This is a genomic window from Streptomyces sp. NPDC059454, assembly GCF_042749965.1.
Taxonomy (GTDB): Bacteria; Actinomycetota; Actinomycetes; order Streptomycetales; family Streptomycetaceae; genus Streptomyces.
In genome coordinates this window covers 38,400-52,751 of the sequence record NZ_JBHYVC010000027.1, presented here as the reverse complement: position 1 = coordinate 52,751, position 14,352 = coordinate 38,400, and the positions used below count along the sequence as shown (strand labels likewise).

Here is a 14,352-nt window from a genome sequence, read left to right as displayed (position 1 = left end):
ACGCTCAGCGCGGCGCGGCGGCGGTCAACCGCAGGTGTTGGCCCAGGCCGTACGGGTACCACCACGGGCTGTGCGCGCCGGCACCCAGGTGGTCGATCGCGATCAGGGTGTCCGCCGCCGTCTTGCAGCGCGGGTGGCGGGTGGCGAAGGCGGCGACGCGGGGGCGCTGGGTGGGGAGCCAGACGGCGATGACCCCGGGGTCGCCGTCGTACCACCAGGTGAAGTCGAAGTCCTCCCAGAGCAGGTCGGTCGCCCAGGCGAAGGCGAGGCGGACCAGGCCGGCTTCCGCCACCGGGCCGAGGAGGCCGGGGAGGGCGGCGAGGTGGTCCAGCCAGGGCCACAGGTCGCCCGTCGCGTGAGCGATGCCCTCCACCAGTTCCGTGACGTCTCCCGCGGGCCGGCCGTCGGTCAGGGCAACGGCCAGCAGCGCGCGGAACGCCCGCTCCACCGCGGCGCGTTCGGGCGCGGGCCAGTCGGCCAGGGCGGCACCGTAACGGGCCAGGTGGCCGATCTCCAGGTCCGGGTCGTTGCCCTCCTCACCTCCCGGGCCCCAGAGGCGCAGGGCGCGCGGCATGAGGCGGCGCCACAGGACGGGGTACTGGTCCTCGTCCCAGTGGCCGACGGTCTCCCGCAGGAAGTGACCGAGGACGTCGTCCGGTACGGCGGCGGGGTCGCCGCCGAGCAGGTCCAGCTCCGAATCGGGGGTGCAGTGCGTGCAGCCGCCCACCGGGCGGTCGAGTGCGGGGGGCGACGCGAAGACGCGGTCGGCTTCGGCGAGGGCGTGGTGCCACGTCGCGTACGGATCGACGTCATGGGGATCGGACATGTCGGCCTGCCACGGGGACTCCGCACAGGGTGCCTGGCGAAGAGCGCGACATTACCAGCCGCCGGCCCTCCCGGCCCTCCCGGTCCTCCCGGTCCTCCCGGTCCTCTTGACCCTCATGCCTCATGAAGATCAGCGGAGTTGAGGCAGTGGAGCAGGGGCGAGGTCCGGGCCCCGCCCAAGCCGTTGCCGCTGCGGTACGCCCTCGGCCGGTCATCGATGTGAAGGCGGACGCGGCCCGACGCCTCACGGGTGCATCCGCGCACCCTTGAGGACCTTGTCCACCGCGTTCCTCGGGCCGTGGACCGACAGGCCGACCAGGTCCAGGTCCGCCGTGCCAACCGCGCGGACCGCCGCGCGGTTGGCCTCGTCGTGGCCCGTGGCGAACAGGTCGGAGGTGAAGACCGCGCGGGGCAGGGCACGGGAGAGGGCGCGCGCGTGGGCCGCCTTCAGCACTTCCTTGGTGCCCTGGAAGACCAGGACCGGCTGGCGGAACATCGGCAGGTACGGCACGTCGTCCGCGTCCTCGTAGGGTGCGCCGATCAGCTCCGGGAGCCGTGTGCCCAGGCCACTGACCAGGAACGCGGTGACGTTGAGGCGCTGCCAGGGCTCCAGGTCCTCGCGCAGCAGTACGGCGATCTTCGTGTCGAAGCGAGTGCTCATGCCCTGAGACTGCCGATCGGGGCCCGCCCGCGTCTTGTACGTTGTTTGCATGGCCGCAGACCGCCCCGAGCGGGCCGTTTCCGCCTGGCGGCCCCGCGTTCCGGGCGTCGTCGAGGTGTTCCACGCCCGCTTCACCGAGTACGCCTACCCGATGCACGTCCACGACGCCTGGACGCTGCTCATCGTCGACGACGGCGCCGTACGGTACGACCTCGACCGGCACGAGCACGGCACCCCGCACGACACCGTGTCCCTGCTGCCGCCGCACGTCCCCCACAACGGGGCCCCCGCCACTCCCGACGGCTTCCGCAAACGGGTGCTGTACCTCGACGGCCACCACCTCGCCGACGGTCTCATCGGGGCCGCCGTCGACCGGCCCGATCTGCGCGACCCCCTGCTGCGGCGGCGCGTCGGACAGGTGCACTCCGCGCTCGTACGGCCCGGGGACGAGCTGGAGGCCGAGAGCAGGCTGACGCTGGTCGGGGAGCGGCTGCGAGAGCACCTGCGGTCCCGGGACGTCCCCGGCGCGCCCCGGCGGGATCCCGTGCTCGCACGGCGGCTGCGGGAGCTGCTCGACGAGCGGGTCGTGGAGGGGGTGAGCCTGGCGGAGGCCGGCGGGACGCTGTCCGCCCATCCCGCGCATCTCGTAAGGGCGTTCAGCGGGGCCTACGGCATCGCGCCGCACCAGTACCTGATGTCCCGCCGGGTCGGCCGCGCCCGGCGGCTGCTCCTGGAGGGGCGGTCACCGGGCGAGGTCGCCGTCGTCACCGGCTTCTACGACCAGGCCCATCTCACCCGGCACTTCCGCAGGCTGGTCGGGGTCACGCCGGGCCGTTACCGGGCGGAGGGTCGGTGACCCCCGCGGAGGCGGGCCACCGGTCCCGCGGGGGTCACTTCACGTCGACGTAGTCGCCCGCCGCCGTCGCCCCGCCCGTCGTGGACGTCTCGCCGAACGTCCAGCGCCAGTAGCCGTCGGTGGTGGCCGTCACCGTGGTCTTCAGGTAGCCCGTGGAGCTCGCCCGCGCGGTCTTGACGGTCGTGTACGTGCTGGTGCCCGCCTTGCGGAACTGGAGCTTGGCCAGCTTGTCGGGGTAGCCGACGTACGCCTCCTTGCCCCAGTCGGCGCGGGTCAGCTTGCCCGTCACGGTGAGCGTCCTGTTCTTGGCGACCGGTTCCGGCGAGGCGTTGACGGTGGCCCGCGCGGCACGCTTGACCTGGACCGTGCCGAGGCCGGTCAGGTTCTCCTCGGCCTTGAGCTTGGTCTCGCTCCCGGGGACCCAGAGGCGGATGTTGGCCGCGATCTTCCAGGTGGTGGCGTCCTTGGTGGAGTCCAGGGTCCAGCGGGGGTCGATGTAGAGATCGCCCTCGACGTTCGCCGAGCCGGGGGTGTCGTCGTAGTAGATGACGTGGCCCGTGCGGATGCCGCTCTCCGCACCCTCGGCGGCCGTGGTGTCGTGGTACAGGTACGGGAACGCGGTGACGTCGCCGGACGTGTACCCCGCGGGCCAGGTCATGCGGAAGCTGAGGCTGGGGTTCTTCTCCTCGGAGATGCCCACGACGATGGGCTTGCCGTTGTTCACGACCACGTTCGACACGGTGACGCCGGTGTCGGCTGCCTGTGCGGGCGTCGCGGTGCACACCCCGAGGGCGAGCGCTCCGGTGAGCGCGGCCACAAGGGCGGATCTGCCTGTGCGCATGTACGTCCTCTTCATGCACGGGACCCCTGAGACCGGGGTCCGGATCGCGGCAGATTAACAGCCCGAACCCGCACGTCCGTTCGGTACCCCTGTCGTGACCTGCGCGGTCGTCACCCGTCCGAGGGTCGCCGCAGCAGGTGCGTGAACGCGTCCAGGTTGCGGGTGGACTCCCCGCGCGACACCCGCCAGTCGTACTCCTTGCGGATCGCCGAGGCGAAACCGAGCTCCAGGAGGGTGTTGAAGCTGCCGTCGGCGGCCTGGAGGACCTGGCCGAGGAGGCGGTCGAGTTCCTCCGCGGTGACGGCGGAGAGGGGCAGGCGGCCGGTGACGTAGACGTCACCGAGCGGGTCGACGGCGTAACTCACGCCGAAGAGCTTGAGGTTGCGCTCCAGGAGCCAGCGGTGGACGGCTGCCTCGTTCTCGTCGGGGTGGCGGATGACGAAGGCGTTCAGGGAGAGCGTGTGCCGGCCGGCGATCAGGGACACGGTGGTGGAGAGCTTGCGGGTGCCGGGGAGCTTCACCACGTAACTGCCGGGCGCGGGGCTCTCCCACTCCAGCTCGGCGTCCCGCAGGACGCCCTCGATGACCTGCGCTGCCTCCGCCGCCTTGTCAGCCATGGTGGGAGCGTACGTGACGGCGGTGGGCCTGGGTCGCGGCCGTGTAGGCGTCGGCCGTGGTCGCGGCGGCGGTGTCCCAGCCGAAGGCCTGGGCGTGCCGGGCGGCGGCCTCGCCCATACGGTCGGCGAGATGCGGGTGGTCGGCGAAATCGCGCAGCACGCGCGCGTAGGCGTCGGGGTCGTGGCCCCGGACGAGGAAGCCGGTGTGCCCGTCCCGTACGGCCACCGGGAGGCCGCCGACCGCTGCCGCGAGCACCGGGGTGCCGGCGGCCTGCGCCTCTATGGCGACCAGTCCGAAGGACTCGCTGTAGGACGGCATGACGAGGACGGACGCCGCGCGGAACCAGTCCGCGAGTTGCTCCTGCCCGACGGGCGGGTGGAACCGTACGACGTCCGCGATGCCGAGCCGCGCGGCGAGCTTCTGCAGCCCTTCCGGCTTGGCGAGGCCGCTGCCGCTGGGGCCGCCGACCACGGGGACGCAGATGCGGGAGCGCAGCTCGGGGCGTTCGCCGAGCAGGGCGGCCACCGCGCGCAGGAGCACGTCGGGTGCCTTGAGGGGCTGGATGCGGCCCGCGAAGAGCGGGATCAGGGCGTCCCTCGGGAGGCCGAGGCGGGCCCGCGCGGCGGCGCGGCCGTCGGCGGGGCGGAAGCGGGAGAGGTTCACGCCGGGGTGGACGACGGCGACCTTGCCGGGGTCGGCCGCGTAGTGCCGTACGAGTTCGTCGGCCTCCTCGGCGGTGTTGGCGATCAGCCGGTCGGCGGCGGCGACGATCTGGGTCTCGCCGATGACGCGCGCGGCGGGCTCGGGGGTGTCGCCGACGGCCAGGTTGGCGTTCTTGACCTTGGCCATGGTGTGCATGGCGTGCACCAGGGGCACGCCCCAGCGCTGGGCGGCAAGCCAGCCGACGTGGCCGGAGAGCCAGTAGTGGGAGTGGACCAGGTCGTAGTGGCCGGGGCGGTGGCGGGCCCAGGCCTGCATCACGCCGTGGGTGAAGGCGCACAGCTGGGCCGGGAGCTCCTCCTTGGCGAGGCCCTCGTAGGGGCCCGCGTCGACGTGCCGGACGAGGACGCCGGGGGCGAGCTCGACGGTGGGCGGGAGGGCGGCGGCGGTCGCGCGCGTGAAGATCTCGACCTCGATGTTGATCGCGGCGAGGCGCTGCGCGAGCTCCACGATGTAGACGTTCATGCCGCCCGCGTCGCCCGTGCCCGGCTGGTGGAGCGGGGAGGTGTGCACGGAGAGCATCGCCACGCGGCGGGGCCTGCGGTGCAGCCGCAGGCGCGACGGGGCGGCGGGGGAGCGCCGTCCGAGCCTCGCGATGTACTGGCTCACGTGGCGTTCCTCCTCGCTGCGGGCATGGCTGTCGGAGGGTGTGCGACCCTCGGCGAGGTCAACGTCCGAAAACCGCGTCCCCATTTCCGGACGGCGTCCCCGGTTCGGGTTTTTACCGAATCATTACCAATCGTCGCTCAACCGTTCGAGAGTGGGCCGCACCACCTCCACCAGCGCCTTTTCGGGGTACCCGCATACTCGTCCGTATGACAGTCCGCGCCGCCTCCCTCCCCTCTGCGCGGAGGGCCCCCGTCGTGGGCACGGTGACGCGCGGGACGACCCACCCCAACCGGCTGCGCCGCATGGACCGCTGGATCGCGGCCACGCACGGCGCGGAACTGCGCCGCGCCGCCGATCCCGTCGCCGTCGACCTCGGCTACGGCGCGGCCCCCTGGACGGCGGTCGAACTGCTGCACCGGCTGCGCGCCGCGGCGCCCCGCGCGCGCGTGACGGGCGTCGAGATCGAACCGGCCCGGGTCGCGGCGGCACGGCCGTACGAGCGCGAGGGGCTGGTCTTCCTCCGCGGCGGCTTCGAGGTCCCGGTCCCCGGGCGGCCGGTGCTGGTCCGCGCGGCGAACGTGCTGCGCCAGTACGACGAGGCCGAGGTCGCCGCCGTGTGGCGGCGGCTGTGCGCGCGGCTCGCCCCCGCCGACCCGGCGACGGGCTCGCGCGGCGGGCTGCTGGTCGAGGGGACCTGCGACGAGATCGGGCGCCGGCACGTCTGGGTCGCGCTCGGACCGGAAGGGCCCCGCACGGTCACCTTCGCGACCCGGCTGGGCTCCCTGGAGCGCCCCTCCGACCTGGCGGAACGCCTGCCGAAGGCGCTCATCCACCGCAACGTGCCGGGCGAACCGGTGCACGCCTTCCTGCGCGACTTCGACCGCGCCTGGGCCGCCGCCGCGCCCTACGCCTCGTACGGCGCACGGCAGCGCTGGATCCGGGCGGTGCGGGACCTCATGGCCGACTGGCCGGTGGCGGACGGGCCGGGGCGGTGGCGGCAGGGGGAAGTGACGGTGCGGTGGGAGGCGTTGGCGCCCGGGCCTTGATGCCCTGCCGGCAAAGCTCTCGTGACGGCTCGGGGTGACGGGAACGATCTCCGTGAGTCGTTCGTCACACTGGCGGGATGATCGCCGTGCCGGGGAATGCCGGGAAGGGGCGGGCGGGAAGTACTCCCCCTGTCGTTTCGTGCGCCGACATGGCAGCATCCCCCGGGCGACGGAATGTTACTGACGGTTAATCAACGGGGGGTTCGCGTCATGGGAACGGGCAAGCGCGGGTTGCTCACGGCGGCTGTGACCGTGGTCTGCGCGGTCACCGTGCTGGCGGTGCCCGGCACGGCGTTCGCGGCTCCCACTCCCCCGCCGTCCCCCCCTGCGAGCGCGAGCGTCACCGTGGTCGCCGACAAGGACCTCGAGGCCGTACGCGGGAAGCTCGACAAGCTCTACCGCGCGGCGGCCGTCGCCACCGACGAGTACAACGCCGCCGAGGAGAAGGCGCGGCAGCAGTCCGCCCGGATCGTCCAACTCGCGAAGAAGATCGTCGAGGGCCGGGAGAGGCTGGCCGCGCTGAAGGCCAGGGCGGGCGCCGCGGCCGCCGCCCAGTACCGCGGCGGCGGGCTTCCGCCCGAGGCTCATCTGATGCTGAGCGACGATCCGCAGGACTTCCTCGACGGCGCGGGCCGGGTGCGCCAGGGCGAGCACGCGACCAAGGGTCTGCTCGGGGAAATGACCCGCACCCAGCAGGACTTGGAGCAGTACGCGCAGGACGCCGAAGCGCAGATGAAGGAGCTCGAGGCGGGCCGCAAGGCCAAGGCCGCGGCGCAGAAGAAGATCGAGAAGCGGATCGAGGCGGCCGAGAAGCTCGAGTCCGAGCTGGAGGAGGAGGAGAAGGAGCGCCTGGCCCGGCTGGAACAGCAGGCCGCCGCCGAGGCGCAGGCCACCTGGCTGGACTCCGGCATCCTCGACGAGATCAGGGGCAAGGCGACGGAACAGGGGAAGAAGGCCGTCGCGTACGCCACCGCGCAGATCGGGAAGCCGTACCAGTGGGGCGCCGAGGGGCCGAAGACGTACGACTGCTCCGGACTGACCTCACAGGCCTGGATATCGGCCGGGCGGAGCATGCCGCGTACGTCGCAGGCGCAGTGGCAGCAGCTGAAGCGCGTCGGCATCGAGGACATGCGGCCCGGTGACCTCGTCATCTACTTCGGTGACGCCAGTCACGTGGGGATGTACGTCGGGGACGGCGTGATGGTGCACGCCCCGCGCCCGGGACGGACGGTGACGCTCGCGGGGGCCGGATCGATGCCGATCCTCGGGGTGGTACGGCCGGACGCGGACGCGAATTGAGCGGTTTGCACCCCTGCACCCCCTCCGCACCCCTTCTGCACCGCCCTCTCAACTGCCCGGTGACGTACGCCACGTGACCCGGCGCACGTCGATCTCGCGGCCGAACCCCCGCGGACGTGACGTTCGTCATCCCCCCGGCGTCTCCGGCCTGCCCAAATGCGGTAGCAAACGCGGCATATGACGGTGGCCGATGGCGGAGCCGGGTGGTTCACACCATTCCGCTGCGGCGTCGTCAGCCGCTATGGTCCCCGTTCGAAGGGGCATCCCCTGCTCGCACACAGAGGTGGGAGCAGGACACAGGCCTACGGCCGAAGCCCCCACCGTGCCCTCGGGGGGAGGGAAGGAACCCGCAACAATGCCCGCACCCGTACCGCGGCAGAGAGCGATCCCGGCCGCGGAAGGTGGTCAGGCGCCGGCCGCCGCACCGAACGGCGGCTCCGCCCAGGACTCCTCGGAGGCCAGGGGGACGGCCCCGCGCGCGGCGGACCCGTCCGGGAACACCACGGACCGGGCCGGCACCGCGCCGGACCGGGCCGAGACGGCCGCCCACACCCACCTCACCCTGCTGCTGATCGAGGACGACCCCGGCGGGTCGCCGATCGTGCCGGAGCTGCTCGACCCGTCCGGCAAGCCGATCCGCGTCCGCACCGCCCGCAACCTCACCGAGGCCGAGCGGCTGCTGACCGACGACGTCCACTGCATCCTGCTGGACCTCGCGCTGCCCGCGCCCGGCCGGGCCGGCGACGACGAGCTCGCCGTGCTCAAGCACGTACTGGAGCTCGCGCCCCGGCACGCCGTCCTCGCGCTCACCGGCGCCGACGACGCCGAGCGCGGCGCCGAGGCCGTACGGGTGGGCGCCCAGGACTACCTCGTCCGCGACGAGCTGGACGGCCGGCTGCTGAGCCGGGCGATCCGGTACGCGGTGGAGCGCAAGCGGTCCGACTCCGCCGAGCGGCGGCTGGCCGAGGGTCGCGTGCGCGCCCAGGAGAACCGCCGGCTGGAACGCGGCCTGCTGCCCACCCCGCTGCTGGACGGCTCCCCGCTGCGGTTCGCCGCCCGCTACCGCCCCGGCCGCTCCCGGGCCCTGCTCGGCGGGGACTTCTACGACGTCGTCCGCACCCCGGACGGCACCGTGCACGCCATGATCGGCGACGTCTGCGGCCACGGCCCGGACGAGGCCGCGCTCGGTGTGGAGCTGCGCATCGCCTGGCGCGCGCTGACCCTCGCGGGGCTGTGCGGGGACCAGCTCCTCGGCACGCTGCAGCAGGTGCTGGAGCACGAGCGGCCGGACGACGAGATCTTCGCGACCCTGTGCACGGTGGACATCGCGCCGGACGGCCGCCGGGCGGGCCTGTGCCTGGCCGGCCACCCGTCGCCGCTGCTCGCCCGCCCCGGCCACCCCGCGCGCCTGCTGCCGTACGACAACAACGGCCCGGCGCTCGGCCTGCTGCCGGGCGCCCGCTGGCCGCGGATGCAGGTGGAGCTGGGCGCCGAGTGGAGCCTGATGCTCTACACCGACGGCCTGATCGAGGGCCGGGTCGGCGACACCGGGGAGCGGCTCGGCCAGGACGGCATGGTGGAGATGATCCGCCGCCAGCTCTCCGAGGGACTGCGCGGGGAGAAGCTGCTGCGCACCGCAGTCAACGAGGTCCGGGACCTCAACGGGGGCGAGCTGACGGACGACGTGGCGGTGCTGCTGCTGGACCGGGCGGTGTGAGCGGGAGCCCGCCGCCGTCCGCGGCCGCCGTGGTTCAGCGGCCGCCGTTGTACGGGCCGTAGGGGCCGTCGCTGCTGGAGCCCCTGCGGGCGCGCCCGCCGCCGGGGAGGCCGCGGAGCGCGGGACGGACGTCGACCATGTACACGATGGTCGCGATCAGTCCGATGATCGGCAGGAACGACAGGATGTTGAAGATCAGGTTCACCACGAAGGCGAGGGCGAGGATGATCAGCCAGAAGGGCTTGGTCTTCTTGTCGGCCGCGCGGTAGGCGTCCTCACGGCGCGTGGCCGCATCGATCAGCGCGAAGCCGCTGAACACGATCAGGGCCATGCTCAGCAGCCACATGAACCCCGCGAAGCCCTGCATCAGCACAACGTCCACCACCCGACTCGGCTCGTCCTCTATGCCGTCACCGTACCCGCATCCACCGGCCGGCTACCCGGACAACGGGCCGGGCACTCCGAGAGTGCCCGGCCCGCCCGGTTACGTCCCGCCTACTTGGCGGGCGGAGTCGTCTTCTTCGGCGTGGTCTTGCGCACCGGGGCCTTCTTGGCGGCGGGCTTGTTCACCGCGACGGACTCCGCGGCGGCGGGCCTGCCGTCCGCGACCTCGACCGGCTCCAGCCTGGCCGTGGGCTTCGGCTCGGCCGGCGGCTCGACGGCGACGGCGATGTCCTCGATGCTCTCGGCGGCGTCGCCGCGCCAGGTCTTCACGGCCTGCTCGCCGTGCTCGGCGACCTTCTCATAGGTCTCCCGGGCCTTGACGGCGTACTCGGCGGCGATGCCGACCCCGCGCAGCGCGAGGTCCTGGGCGTTCTCGCCGAGCTTCTTCAGGTCGGTGTCGAGCGAGCCGAAGAGCTCGCCGACCTTGGTCTGGAGGTTCTCCTGCGTCTCCCGGACCCGGACGGTCGCCCGTTCCTGGACGGCCTTGGGGTCGGTGTTGCGCACGGCCTCGATACGGGCCGGGGCCTCGGTGCGCAGCTGCTCCACCAGGGCCGGCACCTTCTTGGCCTGCTGCAGCGCGAGGTCGGCGGTACCGGCGGCGAAGTAGAGCGGGGTCGGGTCGCTGAAGGTCTTGCGCAGGTCGTCGGTGATGGCCATGGTGATGGTCCTCCCGGATTCGTTTTCGGCTGAGGGTTTTGTGTGGTCCGCGGTGGGCGGCCGGTGCCCTGGTCCGGCTCAGCCGGCCGTCCGCCGCGGACCGCTGTCGCTGTCGCTGTCGCCGGCCGTGCCGGCCGCCGGGGCGCCCCCCGGGGCGTCGACGGGATCCCCGGGCGTCGCCTCACCGTCCTCGGCGCTCCCAAACCCGTTCTCCTTGCGGAACGACTCGTAGATCTGGAGCAGCACCTGTTTCTGACGCCCGGTCAGCGTGGGATCGGCGAGCACGGCGGCCCGCGTCTCGACCTCGGACCGGTCCCGCTCGGCGTCGAGGATGCCGGCCCGGACGTACAGCGTCTCGGCGGAGATCCGCAGCGCCTTGGCGACCTGCTGCAGCACCTCCGCGCTCGGCTTGCGCAGCCCGCGCTCGATCTGGCTGAGATACGGATTGGACACCCCGGCGGCATCGGCGAGCTGCCGCAGCGACAACTGCGCACTGCGCCGCTGCTCGCGCAGATACTCACCGAGATTGCCGACGTTGAGCGATGCCATGCCCCCACCCTGCCCCACTCCGCTAACTATTGCAAGCACCTGCTTGCAATAGTGCGCCACGGCGCAGGCGGACCCGGGAAACGCCGAAGCCGTACCCGTGCCCGTACCGGATTCCCGCCGCGTCCGGCCGCGGTGCGTCCGGGCCCGGCGCGAGGCGAACGGGACGCCTGGGCGCACCCTCATCGGCCCGGCGGGCCGCACACGGCAGACTGACCCGCATGACCGCCGCAGCCGATGCCGCCAAGTCCGACCTCCACCGCTACCTCCAGGAAGCCCGCGACGCCCTGCTCTGGAAGCTCGAAGGGCTCCCCGAGTACGACGTCCGCCGCCCGCTCACACCGACCGGCACCAACCTCCTGGGCCTGGTGAAGCACGCGGCCGGCGTGGAACTGGGCTACCTCGGCGACACCTTCGGCCGGCCGTCCGGCGAGCCGCTGCCCTGGCTCGCGGACGCCGCGGAGGCCAACGGGGACATGTGGGCCACCGCCGGGGAGTCGCGCGAGGACGTCACCGGCCTGTACCGCCGGGCGTGGGCGCACGCGGACGCGACGCTCGACGCCCTGCCGCTGGACACGGTCGGCAGGGTGCCGTGGTGGCCGGACGGCAGGGACGAACTGACGCTGCACCACGCCGTGGTCCGGGTGATCGCCGACACCCACCGGCACGCCGGTCACGCCGACATCCTCCGCGAACTCCTGGACGGCGCCGTGGGGGAGAACGCGACCGGCACCAGCCTGCCGTCGGGCGACCCGGCCTGGTGGGAGGCCTACCGGGACCGTCTGGAGCGCGTGGCCCGGGAGGCCGGCCAGGGGGCGTGAGCGGCGTCACTCACCGCGCCGCGCGGGCCCACTCGCCGAGGACGGGGACGCACTTCTCGGCGAAGTACTCGTAGTCCTCGGCCGTGTTGTAGACGTGTGCGGACAGCCGCAGGTAGCCGATGCCGCCGAAGCTGGTGAACGCCGCCTCGACGCCCAGCTCCGCGGGGGCCCGGTCGCGCAGCGCGTCGGCCGCGAGGCGACTCTCGCCGAGGCCGTCGGGCAGCCGCACCAGCCGCATGCCGGGCACGGGCATGCCGACGTCGACGGACGCGTCCGCACCGGTCAGGTCGGTGAGCGCGGCGCCCACGATCCGCTCGCCGTAACCGGCCAGTTCGTCCATGTACCGGCGGGCGGCGGGCCAGCCCCAGACGCGGTCGACGAAGTCGAGGGCCGTCGCCGCGGCCAGTGGGCCGGTCGCGTCGAGCGTGCCCTGCTGGTCGAAGCGGTCGGGGTACGGGTCGGCGGCGCCCCACGAGTCGATCAGTGGGTACAGCCCGTCCCGCAGCGGGCCGCGCGCCACCAGGGCCGCGGTGCCGCGCGGCGCGCAGCCCCACTTGTGCAGGTTGCCCGTCCAGAAGTCGCCGTCCCACCCGTCGAGCGGGGCGGCGATCAGGCCGGGCGCGTGCGCGCCGTCCACGAGCAGCGGAACGCCACGCCGCCGCGTCTCCGCACTGATCCGCTCCACCGGCAGCCGACGGGCGGTCGCCGAGGTGACCTGGTCGAGGACGACGAGCCCGGTGGCCTCGCCCACCTCGGCCATCACCGCCTCGTACGCCTGCTCCTCACCGGCGTCCAGCGGCACCCCGGCCGTGCGTACCCGGCCGCCCCAGCGGCGGGCCAGCCGCTGGGCGCCCATCGTCACGGCGCCGTAGCCGTGGTCGGTGACGACGATCTCCCCGCCGTCCCGGCGGTCCAGGCCGGCGTACACGACGCTCGCGCCGGCGCTCGCGTTCGGCACCAGGGCGAGGTCGCCGGGGTCCGCGCCGAGGAAGGCGGCGAGCTCGGCCCGGACCGCCGCGAGCCGCCGCGGCAGCTCGGGGAACCACACCACCGGGGCGCTCTCCATCCGCGTACGCAACTCCTGCTGCCGCTCCTGGGCGACCAGCGGTACGGCGCCGAACGAACCGTGGTTGAGGTGGCGCAGGGCGGGGTCCAGTGTCCACGCCCGCGCGGCCGGCCGGCCGTCGGCCAGCAGCAGGGGCCGGGGGGCGGTGGTGACCTCGGTCTGGCTCACATGACTCCCCTCCGTGCGGAACACCGGATCCTCACGCGACCGCACGATCGCCGCGGGGCGTCCCGACGGGGAGCATACGCACTTTTTTGTGGGTACTTGGCAGCGCGGCGGCGCCCGGTGAACCTGGTTGCGGGCGCCGGACAGGAAGGGAGCGGGAACGGCCGCCCGTCAGGAGGCCGGGGCCTCGGGCAGCCTCTCCAGGCGGCGGTGGCCCCAGTCGGACAGCGGTGCCAGCGCCTCGGCGAGTTCGCGGCCGAACGCGGTCAGGGAGTAGACCGTCTTCGGCGGCAGTACGTCGTGCACCTCCCGGTGCACCAGCCCGTCCGCCTCCATCTCGCGCAGCGCCTGGGTCAGCACCTTCTCGGTGAGGCCGGGCATCCGCCGGCGCAGTTCGGCCGGCCGGTGCGGGCCGGATTCCAGCAGCCACAGCAGCGTGGTCTTCCACTTGCCCTCGATCACGGCGATCGCGGCGGTCACTCCGCAGACGTCCGGATCGTGGCGCCGGTGCACCATGCCGTGCCCCTTTCCTCAGTAATCGTTATGAACACTATGGGAGTTGAACCATGTCCGTGCACACCGACCAGCCCTCCGTCACCGTCCTCGGTCTCGGTCCGATGGGCCGGGCGCTGGCCGGCGCGTTCCTGGACGCGGGGGTGCGCACCACCGTCTGGAACCGCACGCCCGGCCGGGACGCCGAGCTGATCGCCCGGGGCGCGGTCACGGCGCCGTCACCCGAGGAGGCGGTCGCCGCCGCCCCGCTCACCGTCGTCTGCGTGGTGAACTACGACGCCTCGGACGCCGTACTGCGCCAGGAGGCCGTCACCGCCGCTCTCAAGGGCCGTACGGTCGTGAACCTGAGCGCCGACACCCCCGAGCGCGCCCGGGACACGGCCGAGTGGGCCGGCCGGCACGGCGTCCGCTACCTGGACGGCGCGATCATGACCCCGACCCCGACCATCGGCACCGACGACGCGGTGTTCCTGCACAGCGGCCCCGAGGAGCTGTACCGGGAGCACCGGCCCGTGCTGGCGGTGCTCGGCGGCAGTCACACCCACCTCGGGGAGGAGATCGGCCGGGCGGCGGCGTACGACATCGCGCTGCTCGACATCTTCTGGACGGCGATGGCCGGTTACGCGCACGCCCTCGCCGTGGCCCGCGCGGAGGGTGTCACCGCGACCGAGCTCGCTCCCTTCGCCCAGGGGATCGCCGCGATCCTCCCTCCCCTGTTCACGGAGTTCGCGGCGGACGCCGACGCCGGCACGTACTCGGGTGAGCTGAACCCGATCACCTCGGCCGCCTCGACCATGGCCCACGTCGTCCACGCCTCCGAGGCCCACGGCATCGACGCGAGCGTGATGCGGGTGATCGAGGGTCAGGCCCGGCGGGTCATCGCGCTCGGGCACGGCACGGACGGCTTCACCCGGGTCGCCGAGGTGCTCGCCCGCCGCTGACGGGGAA

The 14,352-nt window shown here is 73.3% G+C and carries 16 protein-coding genes; 6 read left to right on the top strand and 10 right to left on the bottom strand.

Features of this window, described 5'->3' with window-relative positions; all coding sequences use genetic code 11:
• Positions 1 to 4: 4 nt before the first annotated feature.
• Both ACFXAE_RS20030 and ACFXAE_RS20025 read right to left on the bottom strand, forming a co-directional pair.
• On the bottom strand, positions 5 to 826 hold the full coding sequence (locus ACFXAE_RS20030; protein WP_384716325.1) for a hypothetical protein: 822 nt from the start codon (positions 824 to 826) through the stop codon (positions 5 to 7).
• Positions 827 to 1,069: 243 nt separating this feature from the next.
• Positions 1,070 to 1,537, bottom strand: coding sequence for a DUF2000 family protein (locus tag ACFXAE_RS20025; RefSeq protein WP_384716322.1), 468 nt, complete (start codon positions 1,535 to 1,537; stop codon positions 1,070 to 1,072).
• On the opposite strand from ACFXAE_RS20025, the gene ACFXAE_RS20020 reads away from it, so the two are divergent.
• Positions 1,536 to 2,342, top strand: a complete 807-nt coding sequence (locus ACFXAE_RS20020; protein ID WP_384716319.1) for an AraC family transcriptional regulator — start codon at positions 1,536 to 1,538, stop codon at positions 2,340 to 2,342. The genes ACFXAE_RS20025 and ACFXAE_RS20020 overlap by 2 nt on opposite strands.
• Before the next feature lie 34 nt (positions 2,343 to 2,376).
• On the opposite strand, the gene ACFXAE_RS20015 is transcribed toward ACFXAE_RS20020, so the two are convergent.
• From ACFXAE_RS20015 to mshA, 3 genes are all read right to left on the bottom strand, one after another.
• Positions 2,377 to 3,183, bottom strand: a complete 807-nt coding sequence (locus tag ACFXAE_RS20015) for a hypothetical protein (protein ID WP_384716316.1) — start codon at positions 3,181 to 3,183, stop codon at positions 2,377 to 2,379.
• Positions 3,184 to 3,293: 110 nt separating this feature from the next.
• Entirely contained in the window at positions 3,294 to 3,800 is a 507-nt protein-coding gene (locus ACFXAE_RS20010; protein WP_384716313.1) for a YbjN domain-containing protein, read from the bottom strand.
• On the bottom strand, positions 3,793 to 5,130 hold the full coding sequence (gene mshA / locus ACFXAE_RS20005; RefSeq protein ID WP_384716310.1) for a D-inositol-3-phosphate glycosyltransferase: 1,338 nt from the start codon (positions 5,128 to 5,130) through the stop codon (positions 3,793 to 3,795). The genes ACFXAE_RS20010 and mshA overlap by 8 nt, the downstream gene beginning before the upstream one ends.
• 206 nt (positions 5,131 to 5,336) lie before the next feature.
• Between mshA and ACFXAE_RS20000 the strand changes: the two genes are divergently transcribed.
• The 3 genes from ACFXAE_RS20000 (at position 5,337) to ACFXAE_RS19990 (ending at position 9,192) form a co-directional block, all read left to right on the top strand.
• On the top strand, positions 5,337 to 6,176 hold the full coding sequence (locus ACFXAE_RS20000; RefSeq protein ID WP_384716307.1) for a class I SAM-dependent methyltransferase: 840 nt from the start codon (positions 5,337 to 5,339) through the stop codon (positions 6,174 to 6,176).
• Between the two features lie 210 nt (positions 6,177 to 6,386).
• On the top strand, positions 6,387 to 7,475 hold the full coding sequence (locus ACFXAE_RS19995; protein WP_384716304.1) for a C40 family peptidase: 1,089 nt from the start codon (positions 6,387 to 6,389) through the stop codon (positions 7,473 to 7,475).
• Between the two features lie 355 nt (positions 7,476 to 7,830).
• Positions 7,831 to 9,192 (top strand): PP2C family protein-serine/threonine phosphatase, encoded by a 1,362-nt coding sequence (locus ACFXAE_RS19990; protein WP_384716301.1) that lies wholly within the window; start codon positions 7,831 to 7,833, stop codon positions 9,190 to 9,192.
• Between the two features lie 34 nt (positions 9,193 to 9,226).
• Here the strand turns inward: ACFXAE_RS19990 and ACFXAE_RS19985 are convergent, their stop codons facing one another.
• The 3 genes from ACFXAE_RS19985 to ACFXAE_RS19975 form a co-directional block, all read right to left on the bottom strand.
• Positions 9,227 to 9,559: a DUF2516 family protein gene (locus ACFXAE_RS19985; RefSeq protein WP_185930967.1), complete on the bottom strand. Its 333-nt coding sequence runs from the start codon at positions 9,557 to 9,559 to the stop codon at positions 9,227 to 9,229.
• A gap of 128 nt (positions 9,560 to 9,687) precedes the next feature.
• Positions 9,688 to 10,293, bottom strand: coding sequence for a hypothetical protein (locus ACFXAE_RS19980; RefSeq protein ID WP_384716298.1), 606 nt, complete (start codon positions 10,291 to 10,293; stop codon positions 9,688 to 9,690).
• A gap of 78 nt (positions 10,294 to 10,371) precedes the next feature.
• Complete coding sequence (locus ACFXAE_RS19975; RefSeq protein WP_384716295.1) at positions 10,372 to 10,842, bottom strand: helix-turn-helix domain-containing protein; 471 nt, start codon at positions 10,840 to 10,842, stop codon at positions 10,372 to 10,374.
• A 218-nt stretch (positions 10,843 to 11,060) separates the two neighbouring features.
• Here ACFXAE_RS19975 and ACFXAE_RS19970 point away from each other — a divergent pair, with 218 nt between their 5' ends.
• Positions 11,061 to 11,660, top strand: a complete 600-nt coding sequence (locus tag ACFXAE_RS19970) for a DinB family protein (RefSeq protein ID WP_384716292.1) — start codon at positions 11,061 to 11,063, stop codon at positions 11,658 to 11,660.
• 10 nt (positions 11,661 to 11,670) lie between these two features.
• On the opposite strand, the gene ACFXAE_RS19965 is transcribed toward ACFXAE_RS19970, so the two are convergent.
• Both ACFXAE_RS19965 and ACFXAE_RS19960 read right to left on the bottom strand, forming a co-directional pair.
• A complete protein-coding gene (locus tag ACFXAE_RS19965) occupies positions 11,671 to 12,894 on the bottom strand; it encodes an aminotransferase class V-fold PLP-dependent enzyme (protein ID WP_384716289.1) in 1,224 nt (407 codons plus the stop codon).
• A 168-nt stretch (positions 12,895 to 13,062) separates the two neighbouring features.
• Positions 13,063 to 13,407: a winged helix-turn-helix transcriptional regulator gene (locus ACFXAE_RS19960; protein ID WP_384716286.1), complete on the bottom strand. Its 345-nt coding sequence runs from the start codon at positions 13,405 to 13,407 to the stop codon at positions 13,063 to 13,065.
• A 50-nt stretch (positions 13,408 to 13,457) separates the two neighbouring features.
• Here ACFXAE_RS19960 and ACFXAE_RS19955 point away from each other — a divergent pair, with 50 nt between their 5' ends.
• The gene (locus ACFXAE_RS19955) at positions 13,458 to 14,345 is read left to right on the top strand and encodes an NAD(P)-dependent oxidoreductase (protein ID WP_384716283.1); all 888 of its coding nucleotides are present in this window, start codon (positions 13,458 to 13,460) and stop codon (positions 14,343 to 14,345) included.
• Positions 14,346 to 14,352: the final 7 nt, after the last annotated feature.

Coding starts and splice junctions, on each gene's coding strand:
- ACFXAE_RS20030 (WP_384716325.1), bottom strand. CDS start 826: ATGTCCGATCCCCATGACGTCGATCCGTACGCGACGTGGCACCACGCC.
- ACFXAE_RS20020 (WP_384716319.1), top strand. CDS start 1,536: ATGGCCGCAGACCGCCCCGAGCGGGCCGTTTCCGCCTGGCGGCCCCGC.
- ACFXAE_RS20025 (WP_384716322.1), bottom strand. CDS start 1,537: ATGCAAACAACGTACAAGACGCGGGCGGGCCCCGATCGGCAGTCTCAG.
- ACFXAE_RS20015 (WP_384716316.1), bottom strand. CDS start 3,183: ATGCGCACAGGCAGATCCGCCCTTGTGGCCGCGCTCACCGGAGCGCTC.
- ACFXAE_RS20010 (WP_384716313.1), bottom strand. CDS start 3,800: ATGGCTGACAAGGCGGCGGAGGCAGCGCAGGTCATCGAGGGCGTCCTG.
- ACFXAE_RS20000 (WP_384716307.1), top strand. CDS start 5,337: ATGACAGTCCGCGCCGCCTCCCTCCCCTCTGCGCGGAGGGCCCCCGTC.
- ACFXAE_RS19995 (WP_384716304.1), top strand. CDS start 6,387: ATGGGAACGGGCAAGCGCGGGTTGCTCACGGCGGCTGTGACCGTGGTC.
- ACFXAE_RS19990 (WP_384716301.1), top strand. CDS start 7,831: ATGCCCGCACCCGTACCGCGGCAGAGAGCGATCCCGGCCGCGGAAGGT.
- ACFXAE_RS19985 (WP_185930967.1), bottom strand. CDS start 9,559: ATGCAGGGCTTCGCGGGGTTCATGTGGCTGCTGAGCATGGCCCTGATC.
- ACFXAE_RS19980 (WP_384716298.1), bottom strand. CDS start 10,293: ATGGCCATCACCGACGACCTGCGCAAGACCTTCAGCGACCCGACCCCG.
- ACFXAE_RS19975 (WP_384716295.1), bottom strand. CDS start 10,842: ATGGCATCGCTCAACGTCGGCAATCTCGGTGAGTATCTGCGCGAGCAG.
- ACFXAE_RS19970 (WP_384716292.1), top strand. CDS start 11,061: ATGACCGCCGCAGCCGATGCCGCCAAGTCCGACCTCCACCGCTACCTC.
- ACFXAE_RS19960 (WP_384716286.1), bottom strand. CDS start 13,407: ATGGTGCACCGGCGCCACGATCCGGACGTCTGCGGAGTGACCGCCGCG.
- ACFXAE_RS19955 (WP_384716283.1), top strand. CDS start 13,458: ATGTCCGTGCACACCGACCAGCCCTCCGTCACCGTCCTCGGTCTCGGT.